The 23,476-nt window shown below is 71.5% G+C and carries 21 protein-coding genes; 16 read left to right on the forward strand and 5 right to left on the reverse strand.

Annotated elements, in window-relative coordinates; all coding sequences use genetic code 11:
- The first annotated feature begins 824 nt into the window (after positions 1–824).
- The 7 genes from AQJ11_RS35190 (at position 825) to AQJ11_RS35220 (ending at position 8,856) form a co-directional block, all read left to right on the forward strand.
- A complete protein-coding gene (locus tag AQJ11_RS35190; protein ID WP_279616968.1) occupies positions 825–1,676 on the forward strand; it encodes an ABC transporter substrate-binding protein in 852 nt (283 codons plus the stop codon).
- Positions 1,677–1,678: 2 nt separating this feature from the next.
- Positions 1,679–2,428, forward strand: a complete 750-nt coding sequence (locus AQJ11_RS35195) for an amino acid ABC transporter permease (protein ID WP_059265950.1) — start codon at positions 1,679–1,681, stop codon at positions 2,426–2,428.
- Entirely contained in the window at positions 2,425–3,195 is a 771-nt protein-coding gene (locus tag AQJ11_RS35200; protein WP_014669503.1) for an amino acid ABC transporter ATP-binding protein, read from the forward strand. Before AQJ11_RS35195 ends, AQJ11_RS35200 begins: the two co-directional genes overlap by 4 nt.
- Entirely contained in the window at positions 3,195–4,322 is a 1,128-nt protein-coding gene (locus tag AQJ11_RS35205) for a LacI family DNA-binding transcriptional regulator (protein ID WP_244218511.1), read from the forward strand. Before AQJ11_RS35200 ends, AQJ11_RS35205 begins: the two co-directional genes overlap by 1 nt.
- Before the next feature lie 267 nt (positions 4,323–4,589).
- Complete coding sequence (locus tag AQJ11_RS35210) at positions 4,590–5,714, forward strand: NAD(P)/FAD-dependent oxidoreductase (protein WP_059265951.1); 1,125 nt, start codon at positions 4,590–4,592, stop codon at positions 5,712–5,714.
- Positions 5,715–5,743: 29 nt separating this feature from the next.
- A complete protein-coding gene (locus AQJ11_RS35215) occupies positions 5,744–6,775 on the forward strand; it encodes a Gfo/Idh/MocA family protein (RefSeq protein ID WP_059265952.1) in 1,032 nt (343 codons plus the stop codon).
- A 44-nt stretch (positions 6,776–6,819) separates the two neighbouring features.
- Positions 6,820–8,856, forward strand: a complete 2,037-nt coding sequence (locus AQJ11_RS35220) for an oxidoreductase (protein ID WP_059265953.1) — start codon at positions 6,820–6,822, stop codon at positions 8,854–8,856.
- Positions 8,857–8,961: 105 nt separating this feature from the next.
- Here the strand turns inward: AQJ11_RS35220 and AQJ11_RS35225 are convergent, their stop codons facing one another.
- Together AQJ11_RS35225 and AQJ11_RS35230 are read right to left on the reverse strand one after the other, a co-directional pair.
- A complete protein-coding gene (locus tag AQJ11_RS35225) occupies positions 8,962–9,462 on the reverse strand; it encodes a peptidylprolyl isomerase (protein WP_014669508.1) in 501 nt (166 codons plus the stop codon).
- A 238-nt stretch (positions 9,463–9,700) separates the two neighbouring features.
- Complete coding sequence (locus tag AQJ11_RS35230; protein WP_059265954.1) at positions 9,701–10,411, reverse strand: HAD family hydrolase; 711 nt, start codon at positions 10,409–10,411, stop codon at positions 9,701–9,703.
- Positions 10,412–10,810: 399 nt separating this feature from the next.
- On the opposite strand from AQJ11_RS35230, the gene AQJ11_RS35235 reads away from it, so the two are divergent.
- The 5 genes from AQJ11_RS35235 (at position 10,811) to AQJ11_RS35255 (ending at position 15,075) form a co-directional block, all read left to right on the forward strand.
- Positions 10,811–11,425, forward strand: coding sequence for a ScbR family autoregulator-binding transcription factor (locus AQJ11_RS35235; RefSeq protein WP_058085004.1), 615 nt, complete (start codon positions 10,811–10,813; stop codon positions 11,423–11,425).
- 215 nt (positions 11,426–11,640) lie between these two features.
- Complete coding sequence (locus AQJ11_RS35240; RefSeq protein ID WP_208616695.1) at positions 11,641–12,246, forward strand: ABC transporter ATP-binding protein; 606 nt, start codon at positions 11,641–11,643, stop codon at positions 12,244–12,246.
- Complete coding sequence (locus AQJ11_RS35245) at positions 12,243–13,085, forward strand: ABC transporter permease (protein WP_059265956.1); 843 nt, start codon at positions 12,243–12,245, stop codon at positions 13,083–13,085. The genes AQJ11_RS35240 and AQJ11_RS35245 overlap by 4 nt, the downstream gene beginning before the upstream one ends.
- 110 nt (positions 13,086–13,195) lie before the next feature.
- Positions 13,196–14,089: a phytoene/squalene synthase family protein gene (locus AQJ11_RS35250; protein ID WP_059265957.1), complete on the forward strand. Its 894-nt coding sequence runs from the start codon at positions 13,196–13,198 to the stop codon at positions 14,087–14,089.
- Positions 14,090–14,100: 11 nt separating this feature from the next.
- A complete protein-coding gene (locus AQJ11_RS35255) occupies positions 14,101–15,075 on the forward strand; it encodes a polyprenyl synthetase family protein (protein ID WP_059265958.1) in 975 nt (324 codons plus the stop codon).
- A 93-nt stretch (positions 15,076–15,168) separates the two neighbouring features.
- On the opposite strand, the gene AQJ11_RS35260 is transcribed toward AQJ11_RS35255, so the two are convergent.
- Positions 15,169–15,768 (reverse strand): DUF6058 family natural product biosynthesis protein, encoded by a 600-nt coding sequence (locus AQJ11_RS35260; protein WP_059265959.1) that lies wholly within the window; start codon positions 15,766–15,768, stop codon positions 15,169–15,171.
- A gap of 213 nt (positions 15,769–15,981) precedes the next feature.
- Here AQJ11_RS35260 and AQJ11_RS35265 point away from each other — a divergent pair, with 213 nt between their 5' ends.
- The 3 genes from AQJ11_RS35265 to AQJ11_RS35275 all read left to right on the forward strand — a co-directional run bounded on the left by AQJ11_RS35265 (position 15,982) and on the right by AQJ11_RS35275 (position 20,232).
- A complete protein-coding gene (locus tag AQJ11_RS35265) occupies positions 15,982–16,254 on the forward strand; it encodes a hypothetical protein (RefSeq protein ID WP_014669516.1) in 273 nt (90 codons plus the stop codon).
- A gap of 563 nt (positions 16,255–16,817) precedes the next feature.
- Complete coding sequence (locus tag AQJ11_RS35270) at positions 16,818–19,241, forward strand: SdrD B-like domain-containing protein (RefSeq protein ID WP_059265960.1); 2,424 nt, start codon at positions 16,818–16,820, stop codon at positions 19,239–19,241.
- 310 nt (positions 19,242–19,551) lie between these two features.
- A complete protein-coding gene (locus tag AQJ11_RS35275; protein WP_059266009.1) occupies positions 19,552–20,232 on the forward strand; it encodes a hypothetical protein in 681 nt (226 codons plus the stop codon).
- Between the two features lie 7 nt (positions 20,233–20,239).
- Here AQJ11_RS35275 and AQJ11_RS35280 read toward each other — a convergent pair whose 3' ends face one another.
- Positions 20,240–21,451 carry a right-handed parallel beta-helix repeat-containing protein gene (locus AQJ11_RS35280; RefSeq protein ID WP_059266010.1) on the reverse strand — a complete coding sequence of 404 codons (1,212 nt, stop codon included), beginning with the start codon at positions 21,449–21,451 and terminating at the stop codon, positions 20,240–20,242.
- 219 nt (positions 21,452–21,670) lie between these two features.
- On the opposite strand from AQJ11_RS35280, the gene AQJ11_RS35285 reads away from it, so the two are divergent.
- Positions 21,671–22,828, forward strand: coding sequence for a Dyp-type peroxidase (locus tag AQJ11_RS35285; protein ID WP_014669520.1), 1,158 nt, complete (start codon positions 21,671–21,673; stop codon positions 22,826–22,828).
- A gap of 64 nt (positions 22,829–22,892) precedes the next feature.
- On the opposite strand, the gene AQJ11_RS35290 is transcribed toward AQJ11_RS35285, so the two are convergent.
- Positions 22,893–23,453 carry a nitroreductase family protein gene (locus tag AQJ11_RS35290; RefSeq protein WP_059265961.1) on the reverse strand — a complete coding sequence of 187 codons (561 nt, stop codon included), beginning with the start codon at positions 23,451–23,453 and terminating at the stop codon, positions 22,893–22,895.
- Positions 23,454–23,476: the final 23 nt, after the last annotated feature.

A 23,476-nucleotide genomic window follows, 5' to 3' on the forward strand; every position in this document is an offset into this window, starting at 1 on the left:
TCCGACGTGCCTCAGGTCCCCGCTCCTTCGTCTCGCCCCGCTCTTTCAGGATGCCGTGAGCGTCGCGGTCCGGCTGTCCCGGCGGAACGGCGAGACGCCTCGGCAGCCTGGTAGAGGGTGGCACCCAGGGAGAACTGGCCGCTGACCGGACACGTTGGCGGGCTTCACGTCGCGGACGATGCTCTCTTCCCGGTGCGCGGCCTGGAGCGCCGACAGCGGATGACGGGCCGCGCGCGTCGCCTCCGCCACCGACAACGGGCCGCGCCTGTCCAGGGGTTCGAGGAGCGAGTGCCCGGTGACCAGGCGCATGAGCATCCAGGGTTTGCCGTCGTCGAAGACCAGGTCGTGCAGGAGGTGCCGGTGGGAGGTAGAGCTCCTTGACCGCGACGTCGACGCCGAGGTCCAGGCCAGGAGCCAACCGGTGATGAGAGGGGGGCATGGCACAGGAGGCTCCGCCTACGAGGTGATCGGGGACCGCTCACATCTCGACGAGGCACTGGCCCGCGGTGACGGAACCGTTTCCTGCCGCCCGCGGTGGTCGCGCGAGCCGCCCGTCGGTGAGCGCGGCACCGGTCGCGTGCGGCTCTGGCGGCGCCCCCCGGTTCCCGGGTTTCCGGTCGAAGGTATTGACGCTCACGACGGCCGGTGAGAACGTTCTCTCACTCCGCAGCGAGAGAACGTTCTCTCGCAGTGGAGGGGCGTGCTGCACGTGTCATCGCTTCGGCTTCGTCGGCAGCTGCCCCACCTGTCCTCTCGTCCGGGTCGGTCAGTCGGATCCGGACCTCAAGCACACGCGCGAGTGTCCCGGCATGCATGGAGGAGTTATGGGGAAGGCCCGTCCAGCGAAGAGAGGGGTTGCCGCGGTGGCCGTGCTGCTGCTCGCGGTGACCGGTTGCGGTTCCGGGGGGACGTCCGCTGGGGCGGGCTCCGCCGGGCAGGCGCAAGGGGTCGGCCGAGCGGGCGTACTGAAGATCGGTACCTCGAACAACATGAAGCCCTACGCCTACGAGGAGAACGGCAAGCTGACCGGCTTCGAGGTCGATCTCATCTCGGCAGCCGCGCGCAAGCTCAAGCTGGAGCCGCAGATCGTGTCCCTGGACTTCTCGGCGCTGCTGCCGGCGGTCAGCAACCGGCAGTTCGACGTGGCCGCCGCCGCGATCGGCATCACCGAGCCGCGCAAGAAGATGGTCGACTTCTCCGACGGCTATCTCGCCGGCTACTTCGGCGTCCTGACCAAGCCGGACAGCGGGATCACCTCCTCCGTCGCGAGCGTGAAGGGCAAGCGGATCGCCGTGTTGCAGGGGTCCATCGAGGACGCCAACGCCGGCACGTTCCTGCCGGGCGCGGACATCGTCCGGTTCCCCGACGACAACTCCGCCGACCTGGCGCTGAAGAACAACCGGGTCGCCGGGTTCTTCAACGACTTCGGGCCCAACCTCGGCATCGTCAAGAAGTACCCGGACCTGCACCTGAAGCAGCCCATCACCCTCCCGGCCACCGACTTCCCCGCCGGCTGGGCGGTACGCAAGGGCAACACCGAGCTGACCGGCGAACTCGACGGCGCGCTCAAGCAGTTGGTCGACGACGGCACCTGGCTGAAGCTGTACAAGAAGTACTTCCCGCAGGACCCGGTGCCCACCGGCAGCCAGCTGCCCCCCTACACCCCCAAGGGGTAGCCATGAACGCGTTCCTGCACAACTTCTTCGACTGGCAATTGATCGGCCAGGTGCTGCCGGACCTGCTCACCTACGGGCTGCGCAACACCCTGGTCCTCGCGGTGACCTCCGCGCTGCTGGGCAGCGTCGTCGGCATGGTCCTGGCGGTCATGGGCCTGTCGCACCGCTGGTGGCTGCGTCTGCCCGCCCGGGTCTACACCGACCTCTTCCGGGGCCTGCCCGCGGCCCTGACCATCCTCATCGTCGGCGAAGGGGTGTTCTCCGCGCAGGTCAGCTGGCTGACCTCGCCGTACCCGGTGGCCATCCTGGCGATGAGCCTGATGTCGGGTGCGTACATCGGCGAGATCTTCCGCTCGGGCATCCAGAGCGTGGACAAGGGCCAGGGGGAGGCGTGCCGGGCCCTCGGGCTCACCCACGGCCAGGCGCTGCGCCTGGTGGTGGTCCCGCAGGGCGTGCGCAGGGTCCTGCCGGCCATGGTCAACCAGTTCATCGCCATCATCAAGGACTCCAGCCTGGTGTACTTCCTGGGCCTGGTCACCAGCCAGCGGGAGCTGTTCCGCATCGGTCAGGACGACGCGATGACGACGGGCAACCTCTCCCCGCTGCTGGCCACGGGACTGTGCTACCTGCTGCTGACCGTCCCGCTGACCCACTTGGTCAACTCCATCGACCGGCGGCTGCGCGAAGGCTCCCGTCCGGCCCCGGCAACCGACGAGCCGTCCCTCGTCGACCCGAAAGAGGCGCTGGTATGACGACGCCGGATGTGGTGGTCCCCTCCCCCTCGCACCGCTACGAGGGGACGTCGCTCGAAGCCCGCGACGTGCGGATGAGGTTCGGGCCGGTCGAGGTCCTGCGCGGCGCGGACCTCCTCGCCCCGGCCGGCGAGGTGGTGTGCGTCATCGGCCCGTCGGGTTCGGGCAAGTCGACGCTGCTGCGCTGTCTGAACGGGCTGGAGACCCGCTCGGCGGGCCGGATCCTGCTGGGCGGCGAGGACACCTCGACGATGGACATCAACGTGCTGCGCCAGCGGGTCGGCATGGTCTTCCAGCACTTCAACCTGTTCCCGCACAAGACCGCGGCGCAGAACATCATGCTCGCGCTGCGGCACGTGAAGAAGATGCCGCAGGAACAGGCGGAGGCCATCGCCCGGCAGCGGTTGCGGGACGTGGGCCTGGCCGACCGCGCGGGACACCGTCCGACCCAGCTGTCCGGCGGTCAGCAGCAGCGGGTCGCCATCGCGCGGGCCCTGGCCATGGAGCCGCAGGTGATGCTCTTCGACGAGGTCACCAGCGCGCTCGACCCCGAACTGGTCAAGGGCATCCTCCAATTGATGGCAGACTTGGCCCGGGGCGGCATGACCATGGTCGTGGTGACCCATGAGATGGGGTTCGCCCGGAAGGTCGCCGATACGGTGGTGTTCATGGACGCGGGAGTCGTGGTGGAGTCCGGGCCGCCCGAGCAGATCTTCGACGCGCCCTCCTCGCCGCGGCTGAAGACCTTCCTGTCGCAGGTGCTGTGATGTCGGCCGGCACGGGAGCCGCGCCGGGGCGCAGGCGTCCGACGGTGGCCGACGTGGCCCGCGAGGCGGGTGTCTCGGTGGCCACGGCCGGCCGGGCGCTGGGCAACTACGGCCGGGTCAGGGACGACCTGCGCGAGCAGGTGCAGGCGGCCGCGGAACGGCTCGGGTACTCACCCAACGCCGTGGCGCGCAGCATGCGCTCCGGCGGCACGCGCAGCATCGGCTTCGTCGGCGCCGACATCTCCAACCCCTACTTCGCCACCGCGATGCGCGGCATCTGCGACGTGGCCCGCGAACAGGGCTACGAGCCCATCCTCGCCAACAGCGACGACCGGCTGGAGGTGGAGCGCGCCGCGGTCAGCGTCCTGCTGGACAAGCAGGTCGAGGGCATCGTCGTGGCGCCGACCTCGGTCACCGACGTCGCCCACCTGGAGCGGGCGATGGAACTGGGCGTGCCGATCGTCCTGCTCGACCGGCACATCGGTGCGCTCGCAGCGGACAGCGTGGTGATCGACAACGAGGCGGCGGCGTACGAGGCGGTCGCGCACCTGCTCGGCCTCGGCCACCGCAGGGTCGGTCTGCTCGCGTGCGTCGACCCCGCGGAGGGCCCGGAACTGGCGGCGCGGACCGGCACCGGACGGCTGACGGTCCGGGGCGCCGCCCGCCCGTCCATCGACCGTATCCGGGGCTACCTGGCGGCCGTGGACGACCACCGGGCGACCTCCTCGGCCGAGCTGATCCAGTACACGCCGCTCAGCGACGCGGCACAGGCCCAGCGGAGGGCGGAGGCCCTGCTGACGCAGCCGCAGCCGCCCACGGCCGTCTTCGCCACCGACAACGTCACCACGCAGGGCCTGTTCATGGCGGCACGCCGGCGTGGACTGGCGATCCCCGCGGACGTCTCCCTGGTCGGCTTCGACGACCTGGACTGGACCACGCTCGTCGATCCGCCGCTCACCGTGGTGGCCCAGTCACCGCTGGACATGGGCCGCGCCGCCGCGGTGCGCCTCTTCGAGCGGATCAAGGGCGACGACCGCCCGGCCGAGCGGATCGTGCTGCCGACCGAACTGGTCGTCCGCTCCAGCACCGCCGAGCACAGCCACGGCGTGCGCGAGCATTCCGGCTGAGCCACTCCGACCCCGGCCGATCCCCGTACTGCGGCTTTCGGCTGATCCACCGCTCCCTGACCCCGGCTGATGCACCGCACCCTGACCCCGGCTGATCCACCGCATTCCGCCCCCGGCCGATCCCCGTACCGTGACCCCCGGCCGATCCACCGCACCCGCGTCGTCGGTCGGAACACCTCCGGGGCACCGCACCCGACCCACGAAGCAAGCGTCGCGCCCCCGGGCGCCTCGTCCATGTCCTTGTCCGGAACACCGAGAGGTTTCTCCATGCGTACTTCCCTTTCCCGCCCCCGCGTCGCCGTCCTGGGCGGCGGTGTCATCGGGGTGGCGACCGCGACGCGGCTCGCCCTCCGCGGAGCACAGGTCGTCCTGGTCACCGAGTCCGAACTGGCCGACGGGGCCTCGGGCCGCTCGTTGTCCTGGCTCAACTCCTTCGGCGGCATGCGCTCCGAGGCGTACCACCGTCTGCGGGTCCTGGGCATCGACCGCTACCGCACCTTCGCCACCCGCGTCCCGTCCTCCGACTTCCTGAGGTTCGACGGCGGATTGACCTGGGCGGCGCCGGGCGAGGATTCGCACCGCGCGGCGTTCGAGCACATGCGGGGCAACGGCTACGACGCCGAGTGGCTGGCCCGGGAGGAGGTCCCGCGGTGGGCGCCCGGCGTGAACCCGGCCGCGGTCCCCGAGGAGGGCGCCATCTTCAACCCCGGTGAGGGCTGGGTGGACCTGGTCGCGCTCGTCCGGCACCTCGCCGGTGCGTTCACCGAGGCCGGCGGTGTGATCCGCGCCGGGGGCGGTGCCGCCGACGTGGTGGTCGAAGGCGGCCGGGCGGTCGCGGTGCGCACGGGCACGGGGGAGCGGATCGACGTCGACGCGGTCCTGCTGGCGACGGGCGCCGACGTACCGCGCATGGTGCGCCCCTACGGGGTCCGGATCCCGGACGCGACGCCGCAGGCGCTGCTGGTGCGCACCAAGCCGGTCGACACGGCCCTGCGCGCCACGCTGAACACCCCGCGGGTGGCGCTGCGGCCCGCACCGGGCGGGGCGCTGGTGATGGACTCCGACGCCTCGGCGGCCGAGGTGGTCGACCACGGGGACGGCAGCTACGAGGTCAAGGACTCCACCGTCGAGCAGTTGCTGCGCGAGGCGACGGCGGTGCTGGCCGGCGGTCCGCGGCTGGAGCTGGACTCCTACGGCGTGGGCCGCAAGCCGATCCCCGGCGACGGTGAGCCGGTCCTCGGCGAACTCGACGAGGTCCCGGGCCTGTTCGTCGCGTTCACGCACAGCGGCGCGACCCTCGCCCTCATCGCCGGCGAACTGCTCGCCGACGAGATCACCACCGGAGAGCGCAGCCCGCTGCTGGCCGCGTTCAGGCCCGGCCGCTTCCGCTGACCACCGCCCCACCACAGGAAGGACGACACATGACCACGCCCGTACGCATCGGTCTGGTCGGTTACGGCTTCGGCGGCCGGTACTTCCACGCGCCGCTGATCGCCTCCGCGCGGGACTGCGCGCTCCTCGGGGTGGTCACCACTTCGCCCGAGCGCCGCGCCCAGGTCGCCCGCGACCTGGACCGGCCGACGTACGCCTCGCTCGACGAGCTGGCCCGGGCCGGCGCCGAGGCGGTCGCGATCTCCACGCCGGCGGCCACCCACGTGGCATTGGTGCGGCAGGCCCTGGAGCTGGGCCTGGCGGTGGTCTGCGACAAGCCGTTCGCGCTCGACGCGGAGTCGGCGCGGGAGACCGTACGGCTGGCGGAGCGGCTCGGTGTCCCGCTGACGGTCTATCAGAACCGGCGCTGGGACTCGGACTTCCGCACGCTGCGGCAGCTGGTCGACGACGGGAGGCTGGGCACGCTGATCCGGTTCGAGTCACGGTTCGAACGCTTCGCGCCCGAGCCGGGCCCGCCCGCCGCGGGCGGCGGCACCCTGCTCGACTTCGGCAGTCATCTGGTCGACCAGGCCCTCGTGCTGTCCGGGCCCGTCCAGCGGGTGTACGCGCAGACGCACCACCGCGACGACGAAGGCGGCCTCGACGACGACGTCTTCCTCACGCTGACGCACCACAACGGCGTGCAGTCACACCTGTGGGGAAGCTGGCGCCAGGGTGCCCCGGGCCCGCGCTTCCGGGCCACCGGCACCTCGGGCACCTACGTCGTCGACCGGACGGACGGGCAGGAGGCGCTGCTGGTCGCGGGCGCCCGCCCGGCGTCGGAGGGCGACCGCTGGGGGACCGAGCCCGAAGACCACTGGGGACAGGTGCTGCGCGGAGCGCACGCCGAGCCCGTGCCGTCCGCGCGCGGCGCGTGGGACCTGTTCTACCCCGCCTTCGCCGCGGCGGTCCGCGGCACCGGTGCGGTGCCCGTCGACCCATGGGACGCGGTGGAGACCGCCACCGTGCTGGACGCCGCCCGTACCAGCGCCCACACCGGCCAGGCCGTACGCCTGCCCTGACCCCGCACCCATTCCCCCTCGATCCGGTGAAGGAGTCCAGCCCCGTGCGTGACAACGACCCCGTCCTGCAACCCCTGCGGATCAACAACCTGATCCTCAAGAACCGGATCTACAGCACCGGGCACGCGCCGTCCGGCTACCTCGACGGCGGCGTGCCGGGCCTGCGGTACGAGCTGTACCACGAGGAGAAGGCCAAGGGCGGCATCGCCCTGACGATCATCGGCGGTTCGAGCAACGTCGCGGCGGACTCCGCCAACGTCTTCGACCAGATCAACGCCGGGGAAGACGCCATCCTGCCGTTCTACCGCTCCATCGCCGACCGGGTGCACCGGCACGGGACCGCCATCATGATCCAGCTCACCCACCTGGGCCGGCGCTCCAAGTGGGACATCGACCAGTGGCTGCCCGCCCTCGGCCCGTCCCCGGTGCGCGAGCGGGCCCACCGCAGCTTCCCCAAGCAGATCGAGCACTTCGACATCGACCGGATCGTCAAGGCCTACGGCACGGCCGCGCGAAGGGCACGCGAGGGCGGCCTGGACGGCATCGAGATCGCGGCCATGGCCGGCCACCTGATCGACCAGTTCTGGTCGCCGCGCACCAACCACCGCACGGACGAGTTCGGCGGAACCCTGCGCAACCGGCTGCGCTTCGGCCTCATGGTGCTCGAAGAGGTCCGCGGACAGGTCGGCGACGACTTCGTCGTCGGCATGCGCGTCCCCGGCGACGAGGGCGTGGCCGACGGCCTCACCGCCGCCGACTGCGCCGACATCGCCACGGCCATGGCCGGAACCGGCAAGCTCGACTTCCTGTCCGTCGTCTACGGCTCCGGCAACACCGACCGCGAACTGGCCGACGTCATCCCCGTCTTCGGCCGGCCGCTGGGCGCCCACCTCCCGGTGGCGGCGGCGATCCGCGAGGCGGCCGGCGGCATTCCGATCTTCCACGCCGGCCGGATCGCCGACCTGCCCACCGCCCGGCACGCCATCGACGGCGGTCATGCCGACATGGTCGGCATGACCCGGGCGCACATCGCGGACCCGCACATCGTGGCCAAACTCCTCGCCGGACAGGAGGAGCGCATCCGCCCCTGCGTCGGCGCCACCTACTGCGCCTCCCGCGTCGAGACCTTCTGCCTGCACAACCCCGCCACCGGCCGGGAAGAGGTGATCCCGCAACTGGTCGGCCCGGCACCGGCCGGCAAGCGGGTGGTCGTGGTCGGCGGCGGTCCGGCGGGACTGGAGGCCGCCCGCGTCTGCGCGGCACGCGGTCACCAGGTCACGCTGCTGGAAGCCGCCGACCGGCTCGGCGGGCAGGTGATCCTCGCCGCCCGCACCCCACGGCACGCCGAGAAGGCCGGCATCGTCCACTGGCTGGCCAAGGAGGTGGAGCACCTGGGGGTGACCGTCCGCCGCGGCTGCCTCGCGGAGCCCGCCGACGTCCTCGCGCTGCGGCCCGACGTCGTGGTGGTGGCCACCGGCGGCCTCCCGAACACCGCCGTGGGCCAGAGCGGGGAGGAACTGGTCGACTCGACCTGGGACGTACTCGGCCGCAGGCCCCGGCCCGGCCACCGGGTACTGATCTTCGACGACCACGGCGGGGAGCAGGCACTGACCGCGGCCGAACACCTGGCCACCGCCGGCGCGCACGTGGAGCTCGTCACCCCCGACCGGACGGTCGGCGCCGATGTGACCGGCACCCTCTACCCGGACTACCTGCGCGCCCTGTACGCACACGGCACGGTGCTGACCCCGGACCATCTCCTGCGCGCGGTCCGCCGCGAGGGCGGCGCACTGGTGGCCACGCTGGCCAATGCCTACACCGACGCGGTGTGCGAGCGGACGGTCGACCAGGTCGTCGTCGAACACGGCACCATCCCGGCCGACGACCTGTACCACCGGCTGCGGGCGGGCTCCCGCAACCTCGGCGAGACCGACGTGACCGCGCTGGCCGAGGGCCGGCCACAGGACCGGGTGACCCATGAGGGCGGGACCTACCAGCTGTTCCGCATCGGTGACGCGGTGGCCCACCGCAACGTGCACGCCGCGCTCCTCGACGCCCGGCGGCTGTGCGGGTCCCTGTGAGGACACCATCGCGCCGGGGCGTACCGGCCGGCGCCCGGGGACGGCCCGCCGGGGCTGCCGAGGACGTGTCGCGCGAGCGACCCTCGGCAGCCCCGGGCGGAAGGGTCAGAGCTGGCCGGACTCGGCGATGGTGATCTTCGCGGAGGTACGGCCGCTGGGGGAGGAGCCGAGCGCCTCGATCCTCTTGACGAGTTCCATGCTCTCGGCGTCGGCGACCTCGCCGAACACCACGTGCTTGCCGTCGAGCCAGTCGGTCACGATGGTCGTGACGAAGAACTGCGAGCCATTGGTGTTCGGGCCGGCGTTGGCCATGGACAGCAGGCCCGGCCGGTCGTGCTTGAGGGTGAAGTTCTCGTCGGCGAACTTCTCGCCGTAGATGCTCTTGCCGCCGGTGCCGTCGCCCCGGGTGAAGTCACCGCCCTGAAGCATGAAGTTGGGGATGACACGGTGGAAGGAGGAGCCCGCGTAACCGAAGCCCTTCTCGCCGGTCGCGAGGGCGCGGAAGTTCTCCGCCGTCCTGGGAACCACGTCGTCGAACAGGTTGAAGACGATCCGCCCGGCGGGCTCGTCGTTGATGGTGATATCGAAGTAGACCTTGGTCGTCATGCCCCTATCCTGACATTCCTCCGGGCACCGGTCTCACGCGCGGGTCCACCTCTGGCCGGCACTAGGCCCTGTCGTCAAACTCCCGTCTGCCGCGCGACGCCATGCACGCACTCTCGCCGCACCGGGCCCCGACCCAAGTACATCCAGTACGAGGGTCAGGGCCCGGCACGCCGAGAGCACGCACCTGACGCCGCGCGGCCCGCCCTCCGGGCGGACGACGGGAGTTTGACGACAGGACCTAGGGTTCCGGCGCCGCCCCGGGGGTGTCGCAGGAGTCGGCCCAGGCCAGCAGTTCGGGGGCGTCCAGCGACGGTAACCACCAGTCGGCCCGGGTGGCGCCGTCGCCCGGCGGCCGGGGGCCGACGCCCAGGACCCGCAGTCCGGCGCGGCGGGCCGCTTCCACGCCGGTCAGGGAGTCCTCTACGGCCAGCGCCCGGTGGGGGCGGACACCGCAAAGCCGGGCCGCCTGGGCGTAGAGGTCCGGGTGCGGCTTGGGACGCAGGCGGTCCCCGGTGTCGGGGACGACGATGTGCTGGAAGCGCGTGAGCAGCCCGGCCCGTTGCAGGCTGCCTTCCACCACCACTCTCGGGCAGTTGCTGGCCACCGCCAGCGGCAGCCGGGCGGCCAGCAGCCGGACGAGCCGTGTCGCGCCCGGCATCGTCACCGGATCGTCGGTGACGAGCTCCAGGAAGTGGTCGAGGAGCGCGGCCGTCAGGCCCTCCGCCAGTTCCGGCTTGCGCACGGACTGCGCCATCAGCCGGCCGCAGTCCTCGTAGTACAGGCCCGTGGCCTGCTCCGCGAACCCGGGCGGTGGCTGGAGCCCGTACTCCCGGAAGGCCCGGTTGCGGGCTTCCTGCCAGTGGCGTTCGCTGTCCATCAGGGTGCCGTCGCAGTCGAAGACGACGGCTTCGGGCGACCATTCGAGAAGATCGCGGGCCGTGGTGCTCACGGGGGCCTCCTAGGTGTCCGCACGCATGGCGTACGACATTTCCGACCATCCAGAGGAATCGGAAAGATAGTGACGGCTACGTTATTTCCGTCCCGGCAAATCGGGCAATAACTCTTTTCAGTGACTCGACGGCACCGGGATCCGGGCGTATGGCCGTGCGGCGGCCAGATCGGGCGGTGGGCGATCGGCATCGTCAACACCACTGTCACCACGCACCAGTTGACACACACGCGCGGCCGTACGGCACTCTGCATGAACCGACGCCCTATACCACTCGGCCGCGTTCCCTTTCGAAAGAAATGCGTAATTACCGCGCGAGTGTGACCTATTCTGCGCCAGGCGTACGCTGGCGCACTAAATTCGTGCCGGTCGAAGAACCGAGCGAGGGCGGACGGGACGTTGCAGGAACGGGCGAAGGAAACCCGTAGATCACTGCTGGAAGCGGCTGCCCAGCTCTTCGCCGAACAGGGTTACGCGGCCACCAGCGTCAACGACATGAGCGCCCGGTCGGGCCGGACCAGCGGCGCCGTCTATTTCCACTACGCCGGCAAGGAGGGCATCGCCGTCGCCGTCGTCCAGGACCGGTTCGCCACCTGGTCACAGCTCGCCGCACGCTACGCGGACGAGGCGGTCCCCCCGGTCGAACGGCTCGTCGCCCTCAGCTACGACATCGCCCGTGCCCTCGCCGAGGACCCGGTGACGCGTGCCGGCGCCCGACTGTGGGCCGAGCGCGCCACCATCAACGCACCCCTTCCCGACCCCTTCGCGCTGTGGACCGCCGCCGCCACCCGACTGCTCGCGCAGGCCCGGCTCGCCGGCCATCTGTACGCGCACATCCGCCCCGCCCGCACGGCCCGGACCCTGGTGCGCGCGTTCTTCGGCCTGTGCGCCCTCACCGAGGCGCTCGAAGGCACGGCCGTCGTCACCGACCGCCTGACCGACTGGTGGCAACTGACGCTTCCCTCCCTCCGCCCGCACCCACCACGCGAGGAGGACCCGCCGACGGACCGCTGACACCCGGCACTCCCCGTAGGCGCGGTCCGGCGACCCGGCTGTCGCCCACCGTTTCCGGACCACTGCCAGGAGCCGCGTTTACGACGCGGCCTTCACCCGTGCGAGCTAACTGGCCTTCCTGGCCGCGCTTTTGAGCATATGGGATGCCTAGTCTGGCCGTGACGGTGAGTGGCCGGCAGCCAGTGCGTCGCACGGTCTGCGGGCTTGGGGGTGCGGTGGAGGTCAGGGGTGTGCGTCACGCGTACGGTCGTCGTGAGGTGCTGCGAGGCGTGGACCTCGTGCTGCGGCCTGGTGTGCTGGCCGGGATCGTCGGGGAGAACGGCGCGGGCAAGTCGACGCTGTTGAAGATCCTGTCCGGCGAACTGCGCCCGCAGCGGGGCACGCTCCGTCATGGAGGCCGTTTCGGCTACTGCCCCCAGGACGCGGTGGTCAACGACGCTCTCACCGTGCGACAGCATCTGGAGTTCTTCCGCGTCGCGCGGGGACTGCCGGATCTGCGGCACGCCGGGGAGGTCATGGACGTGCTGCGGTTGACCGAGTACGCCGACGAGCGCGCCGGTCTGCTCAGTGGCGGGACCCGTCAGAAGCTGAACCTGACCCTGGCGCTGATGCACGACCCGCAGGTGCTGCTGCTGGACGAGCCCTACCAGGGGTTCGACTGGGACACCTACCAGCGCTTCTGGGACTTGGCGGCACGGTTGCGTGACGCGGGCCGCTCCGTCCTCGTCGTCTCGCACCTGGCCTATGACGCCGATCGCCTGGACGAGTTGTGGCGGCTCCAGGACGGTGTCCTGCACCCCGGGACGGCGGTGCCGACGTGAGGCGACACCTGCGTCTGTTCGTCACCGCAGCGCGCTTCGACCTGATCGAGCACGCCCGCAACAGGCTCGCCACGGTCCTGGTCGCCCTGTTCATCCCCTCCTGGATCAGCCTGGCTCACGCCGTCATCCCCAGCAGGACGGTGGCCTTCAGGCTGCGCGCCACCGGCCGGCTCCTGGAACCCGCGGGCAACCAGATCACCCAGATCACCGGTGCCCTCAACGCCGTCACCCTGATCACCGGGTTCATGATGTTCGCCGTCACGTTCAACGGGGGCCGCTTCGACCGCCGCCTGGCCATGGCTGGCTACCCCCGCATCCATCTCGTCCTGGCCAAGACCACCTCGCTCACCCTGGCCTCCGGCACCATCGCCGCCTACGCCACCGCGGTGATCTGCGCCACCTGGAGCCCGCGCCAGCCCGTGCAGCTCGCCGCGGCCCTGTTCTGCGGAGCCATGACCTACGGTGCGCTCGGCGTCGTCTTCGGCTCCCTGCTGCGCCGGGAGGTGGAGGGCATGTTCGCCCTGGTCATGACCAGCCTCGTCGACGTCGGCCTGCAAAGCCCCCTGGCCAGCGGCGGCACCAAGAGCGCGGCCGTGCAACTCCTGCCCACCTACGGCACCATGCAGGCCGCCACCGCCGCCGGCTTCACCCACACATCCCTGCCCGGCGATCTGGGGGTGCAGCTCCTGTGGTTCGCCGGCGCCGCGCTCCTGGGCCTGCTCGCCTTCTGCCGCCGTACCAGGAACGCCCTGACCACACGGCCGCCCTTCCGTCTGCCTTGGCCGCTCAGGCAGCGGCAACCCGCGCGCCCGGCCGGGGCCACGTCGGCCTCCCGGTGACGACGCCCCGGTGACCGGGCTCACGAGGGGCCCACGAGGGATGCGCACCCTCATCGCAGAGCGAAGCCCCGGCCCCGGAAGGGAGCCGGTAGAGCAGAAAGGGTTCACAGATGCTGGTACGGCGGTGGCTGGACGCGGCTGGTGTCACTGATCCCGTCCTTCGGCACTGCTACACGGTCTGCGCACGGGAGTTGGCCGGCGTCGACGGAGGGACCGCACGCTGGCACGGCCTGCGCAGCTCCCCCGCGGCCACGCGACCGCACGCGGCGGCACTGCTGGCGCACGGGTGCCGTGCCGATCTCCTCGTGGACAGCGGCCCGGTCGAAGACCGCCGGCGCCGCTTCACCGAATTCGTCGAGGCCACCTGGGCGGCCTTCGCCGCCGGTGGCTCCCCCGACCCCGTGCTGCACGCCACCGTCCACACCTACCGCACCTTCGGCATCCCGCTGTCGGTGGTCGAGGACATGTTCAGCGCGATGCAGCGGGACCTCGACTTCCGCGACTTCGCCACCTTCGGGGAACTGCGCCGGTGGTGCGTGCGGATGACCGGTGGCCCGATGATCGCGTTCTACCGGGTGACGGGCGCCGTGACCGAACCCGCGAACGAGCCGCTGGTACGCGAACTCGCCGTCTTCGCACAGTTGACGGATGTGCTGCGCGACCTGTCGGAGGACCTCGATGACGGGCGCCTCTACCTGCCGTTGGAGGACTTCGACCGGTTCGGAGTGCGCGCCGGGGACATCAAGGCGAGACGCTGGACACCGGCGGTGGCCGACCTCATCGCGTTCGAGGCCGAGCGGGTCACCGAGCAACTGCACAGGGCCGCTGAAGTGGACCACGGCCACGGTCCCGTGAGCGCCCTCCGTGCGTACATGGCCCTGATCATCGCCGCGGTGCTGGCCGCGGGCCAGGACGTCCTCCACCGGCCGGTGCGGCCACCCCTGGGCACGCTGCTCCACGTGTGCCGCCCCTTCATGCGCGCCGTGATCCCCGCTGACCTGTGAAAGGACGCGCCATGTCTCTCGCTGCGACCCCCACCGGCGACACGTACGTTCCGTTGCTGGAGGCCGAGCTGCTTCGCTGGGTGGGCACCGGCGACAGCATGCTGGAGTTGGCCTGTCTGGACGCGCTGTTCCCGCCGGGCAAGCTCCTGCGCCCCGTCCTGTGCGTGGAGTCGGCCAAGGCCGTCGGCGGCACCGCCGACCAGGTGCTGGCGTTCGCGGCCGGCCTCGAATGTCTGCACGTCGCCAGCCTCGTCCACGACGACATCGTCGACCAGGACCCGGTACGCCGCGGGCGGGCATCCACGGTTGAGCAGTACGGCCTCGCCGAAGCCCTGGTGGCAGGCGACGGACTGTCGATGGCCGGAATAGCGGCCCTGCTCAGCGCCGGCCCCGCCGAGCGCGTGGTGCGAGCGGCACGGGTTACCGTCGAGGCCCTGCGCCACATGTGTCAGGGGCTCATGCGCGAGACGGAGATCCGCGGCGACCTCACCTGCGGAGTGCCGACCGCCCTGAGCATCATGCGAGCCAAGACCGCCGCGCTGACCGGCGCCGCCTGCCAGGCCGGGGCGATCCTGGCCGGAGCGGCCCCGCGGCAGCACCAGGCCCTGCGCCGGTACGGCGAACAGCTCGGCATGGCCTTCCAGATCCGTGACGACCTGCTCCCGTACACCGCCGAGGACCAGGTCACCGGCAAGACGGCCACCAGCGACGTCGCCAACCTCCAACCCACTCTGCCCGTCCTGCTCGCCTACGAAGCCGCTGACGAGGCCGACCGGAACCGCCTGACCACCGTGTTCCGCGGCGGCACCGACCCGGTCACCGCGCACCGGGACATCCTCGCCGTCCTGACGCGCACCGGCGCCCTCGCCAAGGCGGCGCGGATGGCATCCTCCCGCGCCGAACAAGCACGCGCCGAACTCGCCGGCCTGCCGGGCGGCGACCAACTGGCCGAACTGGCCACATCAGCGGCCGACCGCCGGCGCTGAGATGAGAGGTCTGTCCAGCGGGAGGTTCTCGTCCCTGGGGCAAGGGCTGTCCGTCTCTGCCGCACGACGGTTCCCGACCCGATCGCTTCCCGGTCACCGGCGCGGGAAGCGGGCGCGCATGGCGTCGACGCAGGTGTCCCGGGACGTGGGCCCGCCGAACCGGAGGCGGTCATAGGCGGTGAACGCCGGTTCCAGGGCGTCGAGTTCGTCGACCAGAGCGTGCAGCCGGTCAGGGCACCGCGCCGAACCGGCGTCCAGTTCCTTCGCCGCGGCACCGATCGCGGTCGTCAGGTAGTCCTTGCGCTGGATGGTGGCCGGGGTCACCGAGTGCAGGCACACGTACTGTCCGCTGAGATACGCGTCCCACTCCGCCTCACCGGTGACCGGGTCGGCCCAGTGAGCGGTGAACCACGCTTCGAGCCGGTCCACGCCGCCGGCCTCGTCGGCGAGGGCGAACAGGTCGGCCGGCACCATCTCGGCACCGTCGGAGCGCAGATACCCCGGAAGCGGCAGAAGCCGCTCCAGCATCAGCCGGCGGACCGCATCGGCCTCCCGGCCATGGACCGCGCACAGGTCCTCCAGGGCGATGAACTGCGTGCTGACGTACACGTCATCCGCATCGGTCATCGGATGGTCGCCGTTGACCTCCCGGAACCGCTCGACGAGCTGCTGCTTCAGGTCCGTCTCCGTCATGAGGCGCCTCCGGCGTCATCGGCGCGGGCGTCTCCCGCGCAGGACTCCGCACGCTACGGGCCGAACGGTTCGGCGCTCACCGAACCGTCGTGGACCCGCGGAGACGGCCAGGGACGCACCGGCCCGACCAGAACCGACGGCAACCGGGGCCCGTACTACCGCAGTCGACGTCGGCGAGCCCGCGCTGTCAGTGGCGGATGCGAGGCTGAAGGGATGGACCGTTTCGAGGAGCAGCTGCTACGTCGCCGGGTCTACGGCGCCGACCACGACCATCCCGGCCCGCGGCCGGACCGGCGCTACGCCGAACTGGTCGGCGGGCCGCTGGACGGCCTGCTGCTCGACATCACCGGCTGGACGCACGACGAAGTCGGCGCGGGCGCCGCGCTGCCCACCGAGCTGGGGCGGTTCGGCGCCGGCGGCCGGGCGATGTACGACCCGCGCCCCGGCGACCCGACCCGCTTCGACTGGGCCGGCGACACGCCATGACCGTCCGGGGCCGCCCCCCACCGCGCCGAAGTCGCCCTCGCCGTCGAGATCGTCGAATGGACCGGATTCGGCCATCACTTGGCCGCCGAACATTTTTCCGGTTGCCATTCTCCGGGCGCTCGGAAAATATCGCGGGTTCCGATGGATGCGAGGGGTTCCGGGGTTCTGGTGGTGGCGGTGAGACTCCGGGGATAGGATATCGCGCGCTGCACGCGACGGCGGTCGGCGAGGTGGGGGTGGGGGCGAAGGCATCGTGATTGAGCTGGAAAGACACACAACGCGGGGCGGTTCCGCCCGAGGTCGTGAACGCGCGTTCGCTCTTCCTGGCCGACGGCGCTTACAACTCACCCACAATTTCCTCATATGATCACCGCGAAGCGGTCCACGCAACAGCAGTGGGCCATTTTTTTCTTCCGTGCCGTTCCCTTCGTTTCCACGACGAGAGAAGTGTGGAGTGTGATGCCGTGAACCGAATCGGCAGAGACTCGCGCCGGTTACCCTGGAGGCTCGCGGAGCCGCCGGCGCGCATAGCGTTATCCGTTCTTCTGCTGGCAGGCGGCGCCGTGGGGGCGACGGCTGGACCGGCCTCCGCCTCGGCCGCCGACGGCACGCTGACGGTTCAGGTGCTGCGCGACTTCTTCGGCACCGGCGTGATCAACACGACGATGGACGTGCCGCAGCGGGGCATGAAGGTGAAGATCTCCGACCCCGAGGGACACGTCGTCACCGGCGTCACGGACGCCACCGGAAAGGTCGTGGTGTCGCCGTCGGCCGTGCTGAGCGGCGGCCGGTACCGCGTCGACGTCAGCGTCCCGGCGCCGTACAACGGCCATCTGCGGGCGGCGCCCGCGTCGACGAGCGAGAACCACTTCGACAGCTTCACGTCGTTCGTGGACGTGTCGGACGGGAAGAACGCCTCCGTGGTGACGGGGGTGTGGGATCCGGCCGACTACGCGCTGCCGGACTCGCGGTACTTCGTGCCGGTCCACAGCGGCGCCAACAGCACCGACAACCGGGCCCTGGTGGCGTTCGGGACGAAGGTCCGGGGCACGTGTCCCACCGATGTGGCGTGCCCGGACACGCTGGCCACGCAGGACCAGGTGGGCACGACGTTCGGATTGGCGTACGACACGCAGCGGACCCGGCTGTTCCAGAGCGCGTTCGCCCGCCGGTACGCCCCGTACGGCCCGCAGGGCGGAGGCGCGATCTACACGGTGCCGGTCAACGGCTCGGGCGCGCCGCAGTTGTTCGCGCGCGTTCCCGACGCCACGGTGACGGCGCACGACACCGCCAACATGATCAAGGACGCCGGGTTCACCGACGCACCGGGCAAGGAGAGCATCGGTGGCCTGGCCCTGTCGGAGGACGGCTCCACGCTGTACGCGGTGAACCTGCGGACCCGCAGCCTGGTGAGCTTCGACGCCACAGGGACCACCGCCGCGGCGCCCAAGGCGACGGTCCCGATCCCGGACCCGGGGTGCGCGAGCGCCGACGACTGGCGGCCGTTCGGTCTCCAGGTCCACGACAACACGCTGTACGTGGGCGGCGTGTGCAGCGCGGAGAGCACGCAGCAGCGCGCGGACCTGAAGGCCTACGTCTCCACCTACGACGGCAAGCGGTTCACCACCGTACTGAGCCACCCGCTCACGTACGAACGCGGCAGCGTCTTCGGATCCGGCGACAAGGCCACCCACTGGAACCCGTGGAACACCAGCCTGGCCACGTGGGACGACCGGAAGGCGGGCAACGTCTTCATCGACCCGCAGCCGGAGCTGTCCTCCCTCGCCTTCGGCCGCGACGGGTCGATGATCCTGGGCTTCCGCGACCGGTTCATGGACGTGCTCAGTTGGGGAGGTCTGGACCCCCGACCGGGGAACGACACGGCGGAGAACGGCATGTCCGGTGGTGACATCACCATGGTCTGCGCCACTCCCACCGGTGAGTACCAGTGGGAAGGCACCGGGAACTGCCCCAACCACGCCACCCCCGCCAACAGCGGCGGCCAGCCCGCCGGTGTCGTCGAGTACTTCCCGGGCGACTCCTACGCAGGCGCACACCAGGAGACCGCGCTGGGGTCGGTGGCCTACATCCCGCAGCAGCAGTGGGTCGTCAGCACGGAGTTCGACCCGGTCGTCAACGTCGCGACCTCGGGGACCGGGTACCACCACATCACGACCGGTGAAGGCCCGGGCAACAACCCGACCGCCAACGGCTTCCAGTTCGTCAGCCAGGCACAAGGCGGGTTCGGCAAGGCCGGCGGGCTCGGCGACATCGCGTACGCCGCGGCGAACGCGCCGATCCAGATCGGCAACGTCGTGTGGTTCGACGGCGACCACAACGGGATCCAGGACCCGGGGCACGTGCTGCTGCCGGGGGCGACGATCAACCTGCTGGACAAGGACGGCAAACAGGTCGCCACGACGAAGACCAACGCCGCCGGCGAGTACTACTTCGGTGGTGTCGGCGCCGAGTACGAGCTCACACCGGGCGCGAAGTACACGGTGCAGTTCGACGTGTGCACCGCGGACACCAGCCAGGTGCCCGAGCAGCCCCCGGCGAGCCGACTGAGGTTCACGCTCCCGCGGGCCGGTGCCGACCGTGCGCACGACTCCAACGTGACCCCGCCGACCCGCGGACCGTTGTGCAACGGCTACGCGCCCGTCACGGCGCCGGAGAAGCCGGGCGGGGTCGACCACACGATCGACGCCGGGGTGTACATCTGGAAGAAGGCGCCGACCCCGACGCCGACTCCCACTCCGACGCCGACGTCCTCATCGAAACCGACTCCGACGCCGCCCGGGGCCTCCACGCCGCCGTCGCCCGCGCCGCCTGCCAACCACCCGGCCCCGGCCGGTGGCGGCGGGGGATCGATGGCGAACACCGGTACGTCCGGTGTGGCGGAGATGATCGGTCTCGTCGGTCTGCTGGTGGGTGCGGGCGTGGTCATCGCGTTCGCGGCCCGGCATCGTCGCGCCCGGCAACACTGAGCGCACCGCACCACGCTGATCCGCCCGTCCGTGATCCGGACGGCGCGGACGGGCGGATCACGTCTCGGCCGGTCCGCGAGGGCCGGCCTTGGCGTGGTCCGCCACCGGACTGCCGTCCGGCCGCCGCGAGCCCGCGGCGGCCGGACGGCAGGTGAGGGAAAGGAGGAAGCGGAGAGTGTCAGCGTCGAACCGCGTGCGGAGCCCGAGGACCCGGCAAGCACCACCCGGCCGTCCGTCCGGCCGGCGCCGGTGGCCGCGGTCGCGCCGGGGCGCGGCCGTCATAGGTGTCGTGGCCGTCGCCGTGGCCGCTGTGGCCGCGTTCCTGATCGCCGACAGCGGCTCCGGCGCCGAGGGTCCGCGCTCGCTGACGACGGACGAGGCGAGTCGGCTGGCGATCACGCGATTCCGCAACTACCAGGCGCGGGGCCGCGCGGTGACCATCACCGTGCCGGGCACCGCCGGCGGGCTCACCGTCACCGGGTCCGTCGACTACCGGCACAAGGTGGGGTACGGCGTGGTGCACGGCACCGGGCGCGACCGGTCCAGCGACGGGCTGATCCAGTGGACGCCCACCTCGGTGCACGTGCGCCCGATGACGGACGCCCCGGCGCACGCACCCGCGTCGCCGCCCCGTTCCGGCTGGTACGAGCGTGGGCTGCTGGCGTCCGGCAGCGCGCTGGACACCTCCCTGTCCATCGCGCTCGGTCTCGGCGGGGACCGGCCGGACAACGCCGAACTGCTGCCGCAGAACGGCGCCGCCTGGTGGGGGCGGGAGCAGGTGGACGGGCACCGGGTCGACGTCATGACCGGGCCGTCCTCGCCCGACCGCTCCGGTACGGCGGGCAACGTGCGCTACTGGATCGGCTCCGACGGCACCATGTACCGGGTCCGCGTCAGCGTGGCATCGCAGCCGGAGCCGGTCGTCATCGATTTCGACACCCACACATACGTGCCGGTCGAGCCGCTACCCGGAACCACCCCGGCCCGGTAGCCGTCGTTCAGGACGTCCGCACCCGCGCGTTCGCGGCGAGCAGGGACGTCGGCGGCACCCGGATGCCCTCCGTCCTCGGCAGGGCCGGGACGGGCGGGACGACGGTGGGGCCCGCGGTGGCGGCGCCGGGGAACTGCGGCTGCGGAGCAGGCGCCGCGACCTCGGTGAACGGGATACCACCGGGCGCCGTCGGCGCCGCCCACCTGCCGGCCGGCGAGGACGACCCGGCCGGAGACGGGCAGGCCGCGGTCGTCGCGAGCCGGGCGGGCACCGTGGTGCGCAGATCGTTGCCCCGCAGGCAGTTGCCCCGCCCCCGCGTGGCGGTGGGGAACGTCCAGCCGACGTCGACGCCGTTGCCGGTGAACGTGTTGCCCACGATCCGGTTGCCGACCGGAGGGAGGTCGGCGGTCGCGGTGATGACCAGCCCGGCGTTGCTGTTGTCGGCGATGCGGTTGCGGAGGAACCGGTTGTCGCTGCCGCCGTCGATGCCGATGCCGGTGCCCCACCCGCCGTCGGCCTGCTCCGGGGTGGCCGTCTGCTGGTTGGCGGCGATCAGGTTCCCCGCGATGACGGAGCCCTTCTGCGGGAGCAGTTTCTCCTGGTGGTCGGAGTTGGTGGTCATTCCGACCCGGTTGCCGACCAGGCGGTTGCCGACCACGTACATGTGCTCGCTGGCGTTGGTGCCTTCGTAACCGACCGCGTTGAGTTCGGCGACGTTGTCCCGCACCACGATGTTGCAGGGCTTGCACTGGCCGACGTAGAACCCCGAGTCGGCGCCGCCCGACGCGTACGAGTGCTCGATGACACCGTTCTGGGCGGAGAACGCGTAGATGCCGTACAGGCCGTTGCGGGTCGCGGTCACATGGGAGACCAGGAACGACTTCAGGAAGGTGACGGGCTCGTCGCCGGTGTCGTAGCCGCCGCTTCCCCCCGGCAGGCCGGCGGCGGCCTTCGCCGAACCGGTGACCAGGACCCCGTTCTGCGTGTTGTTGCGTACGGTCAGGTTCTCCACGGCCACCCCGGGCGCCGAGACGACGACGCCGTTCGGCTGCCGCAGCCGCCCGTCGATGACGACCTTGTCCCGGGACAGACCGCGAAGGGTGATGCGCTCCGTGTCGATCTTCACCGACTCGTGGTACACGCCCGGCGAGACCAGCACCAGGTCACCGGGCCGGGCCAAGGACACCGCGTCCGAGATCGTCGGGGCGTCGGCAGGCACGCGGATCGTCACATGCGCACCGGCCGGACGCCGGCCTTTGCTTGATCCGCCGTCGCCGTCGCCGCCGCAGCCTGCCACCAGTGTCAGCGTGCCCACTACCGCCGCCAACACGCGAAGAGCTAATCGAGGCATGATCCCAGTCTGGCATGACGCCCAATTCCACGCCAGAATCGTGAGGTTGACCTGCACCCACGATCCGGGTGTGGCACTCTGCACCCCATGCGCCGAGCCGATCACCACCCGTCACGCCGCACGTTCCTCGACGTCACCGGCGCCATGATGGCCGCCGGTCTGACCGCCGGGTGCACATCGGACTCCGCCCGGCCGGGCCGGCACGCCCCCGCCGCGGGGGCCACGCCGATGCCGGTTCCGGCGACGGGCCGCCATCAGGCAGGCATCACGCTTCCCCAGCCGGCCCAGCCCAACCTGCTCGCCGTGGTGGCCGACCTCGACCCCACCGCGGCTCCCGGCCCGTTACTGGCCGAACTCGGCCAGGCCGTCCGCGCACTCACAGCGGGGACCGACACGCGGCTGCTGGGCCTACCGCCGGGCGACCTCACCGTGACCGTCGGCGTGGGCCCCCGGCTGGTGCGCACGGCCGGTGCCTCGCTGCCCGGCGCGGCCGACCTCCCGCGATTCTCCCGCGAGCGGATCGCCCCGCACGCACGCGGCGGTGACCTGCTGATCCAGATCTGCGCCAGCGACGCGCTGCTCCTGCCGGTCGTCGCCGCCGCGCTCCTGGACCACGCCGGTGACCGCGTCCGCGAGCGCTGGCGGCAGTCCGCACGCCGCGGTGCGAACGTGTCCGTCGGCGACGGCCTCACCGCGCCGCGCAACCCGCTCGGTTTCATCGACGGCATCGTGGGTCCGCACACGGCCGCCGAACAGGAACGCGACCTGTGGCTGGCCGGGCCCCCCTCGGTCGCCGGCGGCACCCTGGCCGTACTGCGGCGCATGGAACTCGACCTGCCGCGGTTCGCCGCCCTGTCCGTGGCCGAACAGGAAGCGGTCTTCGGGCGGCGCCGGGCCAGCGGCGTCCCCCTCTCCGGCGGCACCGCGGCCTCGGGCCCGGCACTCGGGGCCAAGACACCGGACGGGCGCTATCTCGTCCCCGCGGACGCCCACGTGCGCAGGGCGCACGCCACCGTGGTCGGGGTCGGCCTCATGCTCCGCCGCTCCTACAGCACCGACCAGCCCGCCCCCGGCCTGCTCTTCATCAGTTTCCAGAACGACCTGCGGACCTTCACCGCCACCCTCACGCACATGGAGACCTCCGACGCACTGCTGTCCTTCACCACCACGACCGCGAGCGCGACGTTCCTGATCCTCCCCGGCTTCGACCGCCAACGACCGCTCGGTTCCCAGCTGTTCGGCTGATCACGGTCGGCTCATGGCCCTTCCGCGGCACCGGCGCGGGCTGGAACGAACCACGCCCCGGCGGTTACTCCGCCGATGACCAGGGCGCGGAGCGCAGGTCCGCGACACCGCGCCGCTCCCGGCCCTGCGGAGGTCCGCCGGCCGCCTTGCCGATCGCGACCATCGAGACGACCGCCCAGCCCGGGTTCGGGTCCAGCTCCTTGGTGAGCCCTTCCAGGTCGAAGGCCCGGAACTGGTGCGCGGCCAGTCCCATGGCCTGGGCCTGAACCGTCATGTGGGCGACGGCCTGGCCGAGGTCGTGGTCCGCGAACTCCGAGTACAGCAGCCCCGTGTCGTCGACGTGCCGGCGCGTCAGCGTGACGACGAGCAGGCCCGCGTCCGTCGCCCAGCGGGCCGAGCTCGGCGCGAGGTGAGGGAGCAGCCGGTCGTGCTCCGGCTCACCCGGCCTGCCGACGAAGAAGCCCCACGGCTGGGAGTTGCCCGCTGACGGTGCCCACCGCGCGGCTTCCAGCAGCAGCCCGAGCGCGTGGTCGTCGACGACCGCGGACGGATCGAACCGGTAGGGGCTGAAACGCCCGGCAAGCAGCGGGTGTATGCCGCCGGGCGGCTCCTGGGGATGGGGCATGTTCCGCTGCAACCGCCGACGGC

The sequence above is a fragment of the Streptomyces corchorusii genome (assembly GCF_001514055.1).
GTDB classification, from domain to species: Bacteria; Actinomycetota; Actinomycetes; order Streptomycetales; family Streptomycetaceae; genus Streptomyces; species Streptomyces olivaceoviridis.

Excerpts from the sequence above, each read along its gene's own strand:
- AQJ11_RS35250 (WP_059265957.1), top strand. The coding sequence starts at position 13,196 with ATGCTGGTACGGCGGTGGCTGGACGCGGCTGGTGTCACTGATCCCGTC.
- AQJ11_RS35215 (WP_059265952.1), top strand. The coding sequence starts at position 5,744 with ATGACCACGCCCGTACGCATCGGTCTGGTCGGTTACGGCTTCGGCGGC.
- AQJ11_RS35200 (WP_014669503.1), top strand. The coding sequence starts at position 2,425 with ATGACGACGCCGGATGTGGTGGTCCCCTCCCCCTCGCACCGCTACGAG.
- AQJ11_RS35210 (WP_059265951.1), top strand. The coding sequence starts at position 4,590 with ATGCGTACTTCCCTTTCCCGCCCCCGCGTCGCCGTCCTGGGCGGCGGT.
- AQJ11_RS35195 (WP_059265950.1), top strand. The coding sequence starts at position 1,679 with ATGAACGCGTTCCTGCACAACTTCTTCGACTGGCAATTGATCGGCCAG.
- AQJ11_RS35255 (WP_059265958.1), top strand. The coding sequence starts at position 14,101 with ATGTCTCTCGCTGCGACCCCCACCGGCGACACGTACGTTCCGTTGCTG.
- AQJ11_RS35225 (WP_014669508.1), bottom strand. The coding sequence starts at position 9,462 with ATGACGACCAAGGTCTACTTCGATATCACCATCAACGACGAGCCCGCC.
- AQJ11_RS35260 (WP_059265959.1), bottom strand. The coding sequence starts at position 15,768 with ATGACGGAGACGGACCTGAAGCAGCAGCTCGTCGAGCGGTTCCGGGAG.
- AQJ11_RS35290 (WP_059265961.1), bottom strand. The coding sequence starts at position 23,453 with ATGCCCCATCCCCAGGAGCCGCCCGGCGGCATACACCCGCTGCTTGCC.
- AQJ11_RS35205 (WP_244218511.1), top strand. The coding sequence starts at position 3,195 with ATGTCGGCCGGCACGGGAGCCGCGCCGGGGCGCAGGCGTCCGACGGTG.
- AQJ11_RS35285 (WP_014669520.1), top strand. The coding sequence starts at position 21,671 with ATGCGCCGAGCCGATCACCACCCGTCACGCCGCACGTTCCTCGACGTC.
- AQJ11_RS35190 (WP_279616968.1), top strand. The coding sequence starts at position 825 with ATGGGGAAGGCCCGTCCAGCGAAGAGAGGGGTTGCCGCGGTGGCCGTG.
- AQJ11_RS35265 (WP_014669516.1), top strand. The coding sequence starts at position 15,982 with ATGGACCGTTTCGAGGAGCAGCTGCTACGTCGCCGGGTCTACGGCGCC.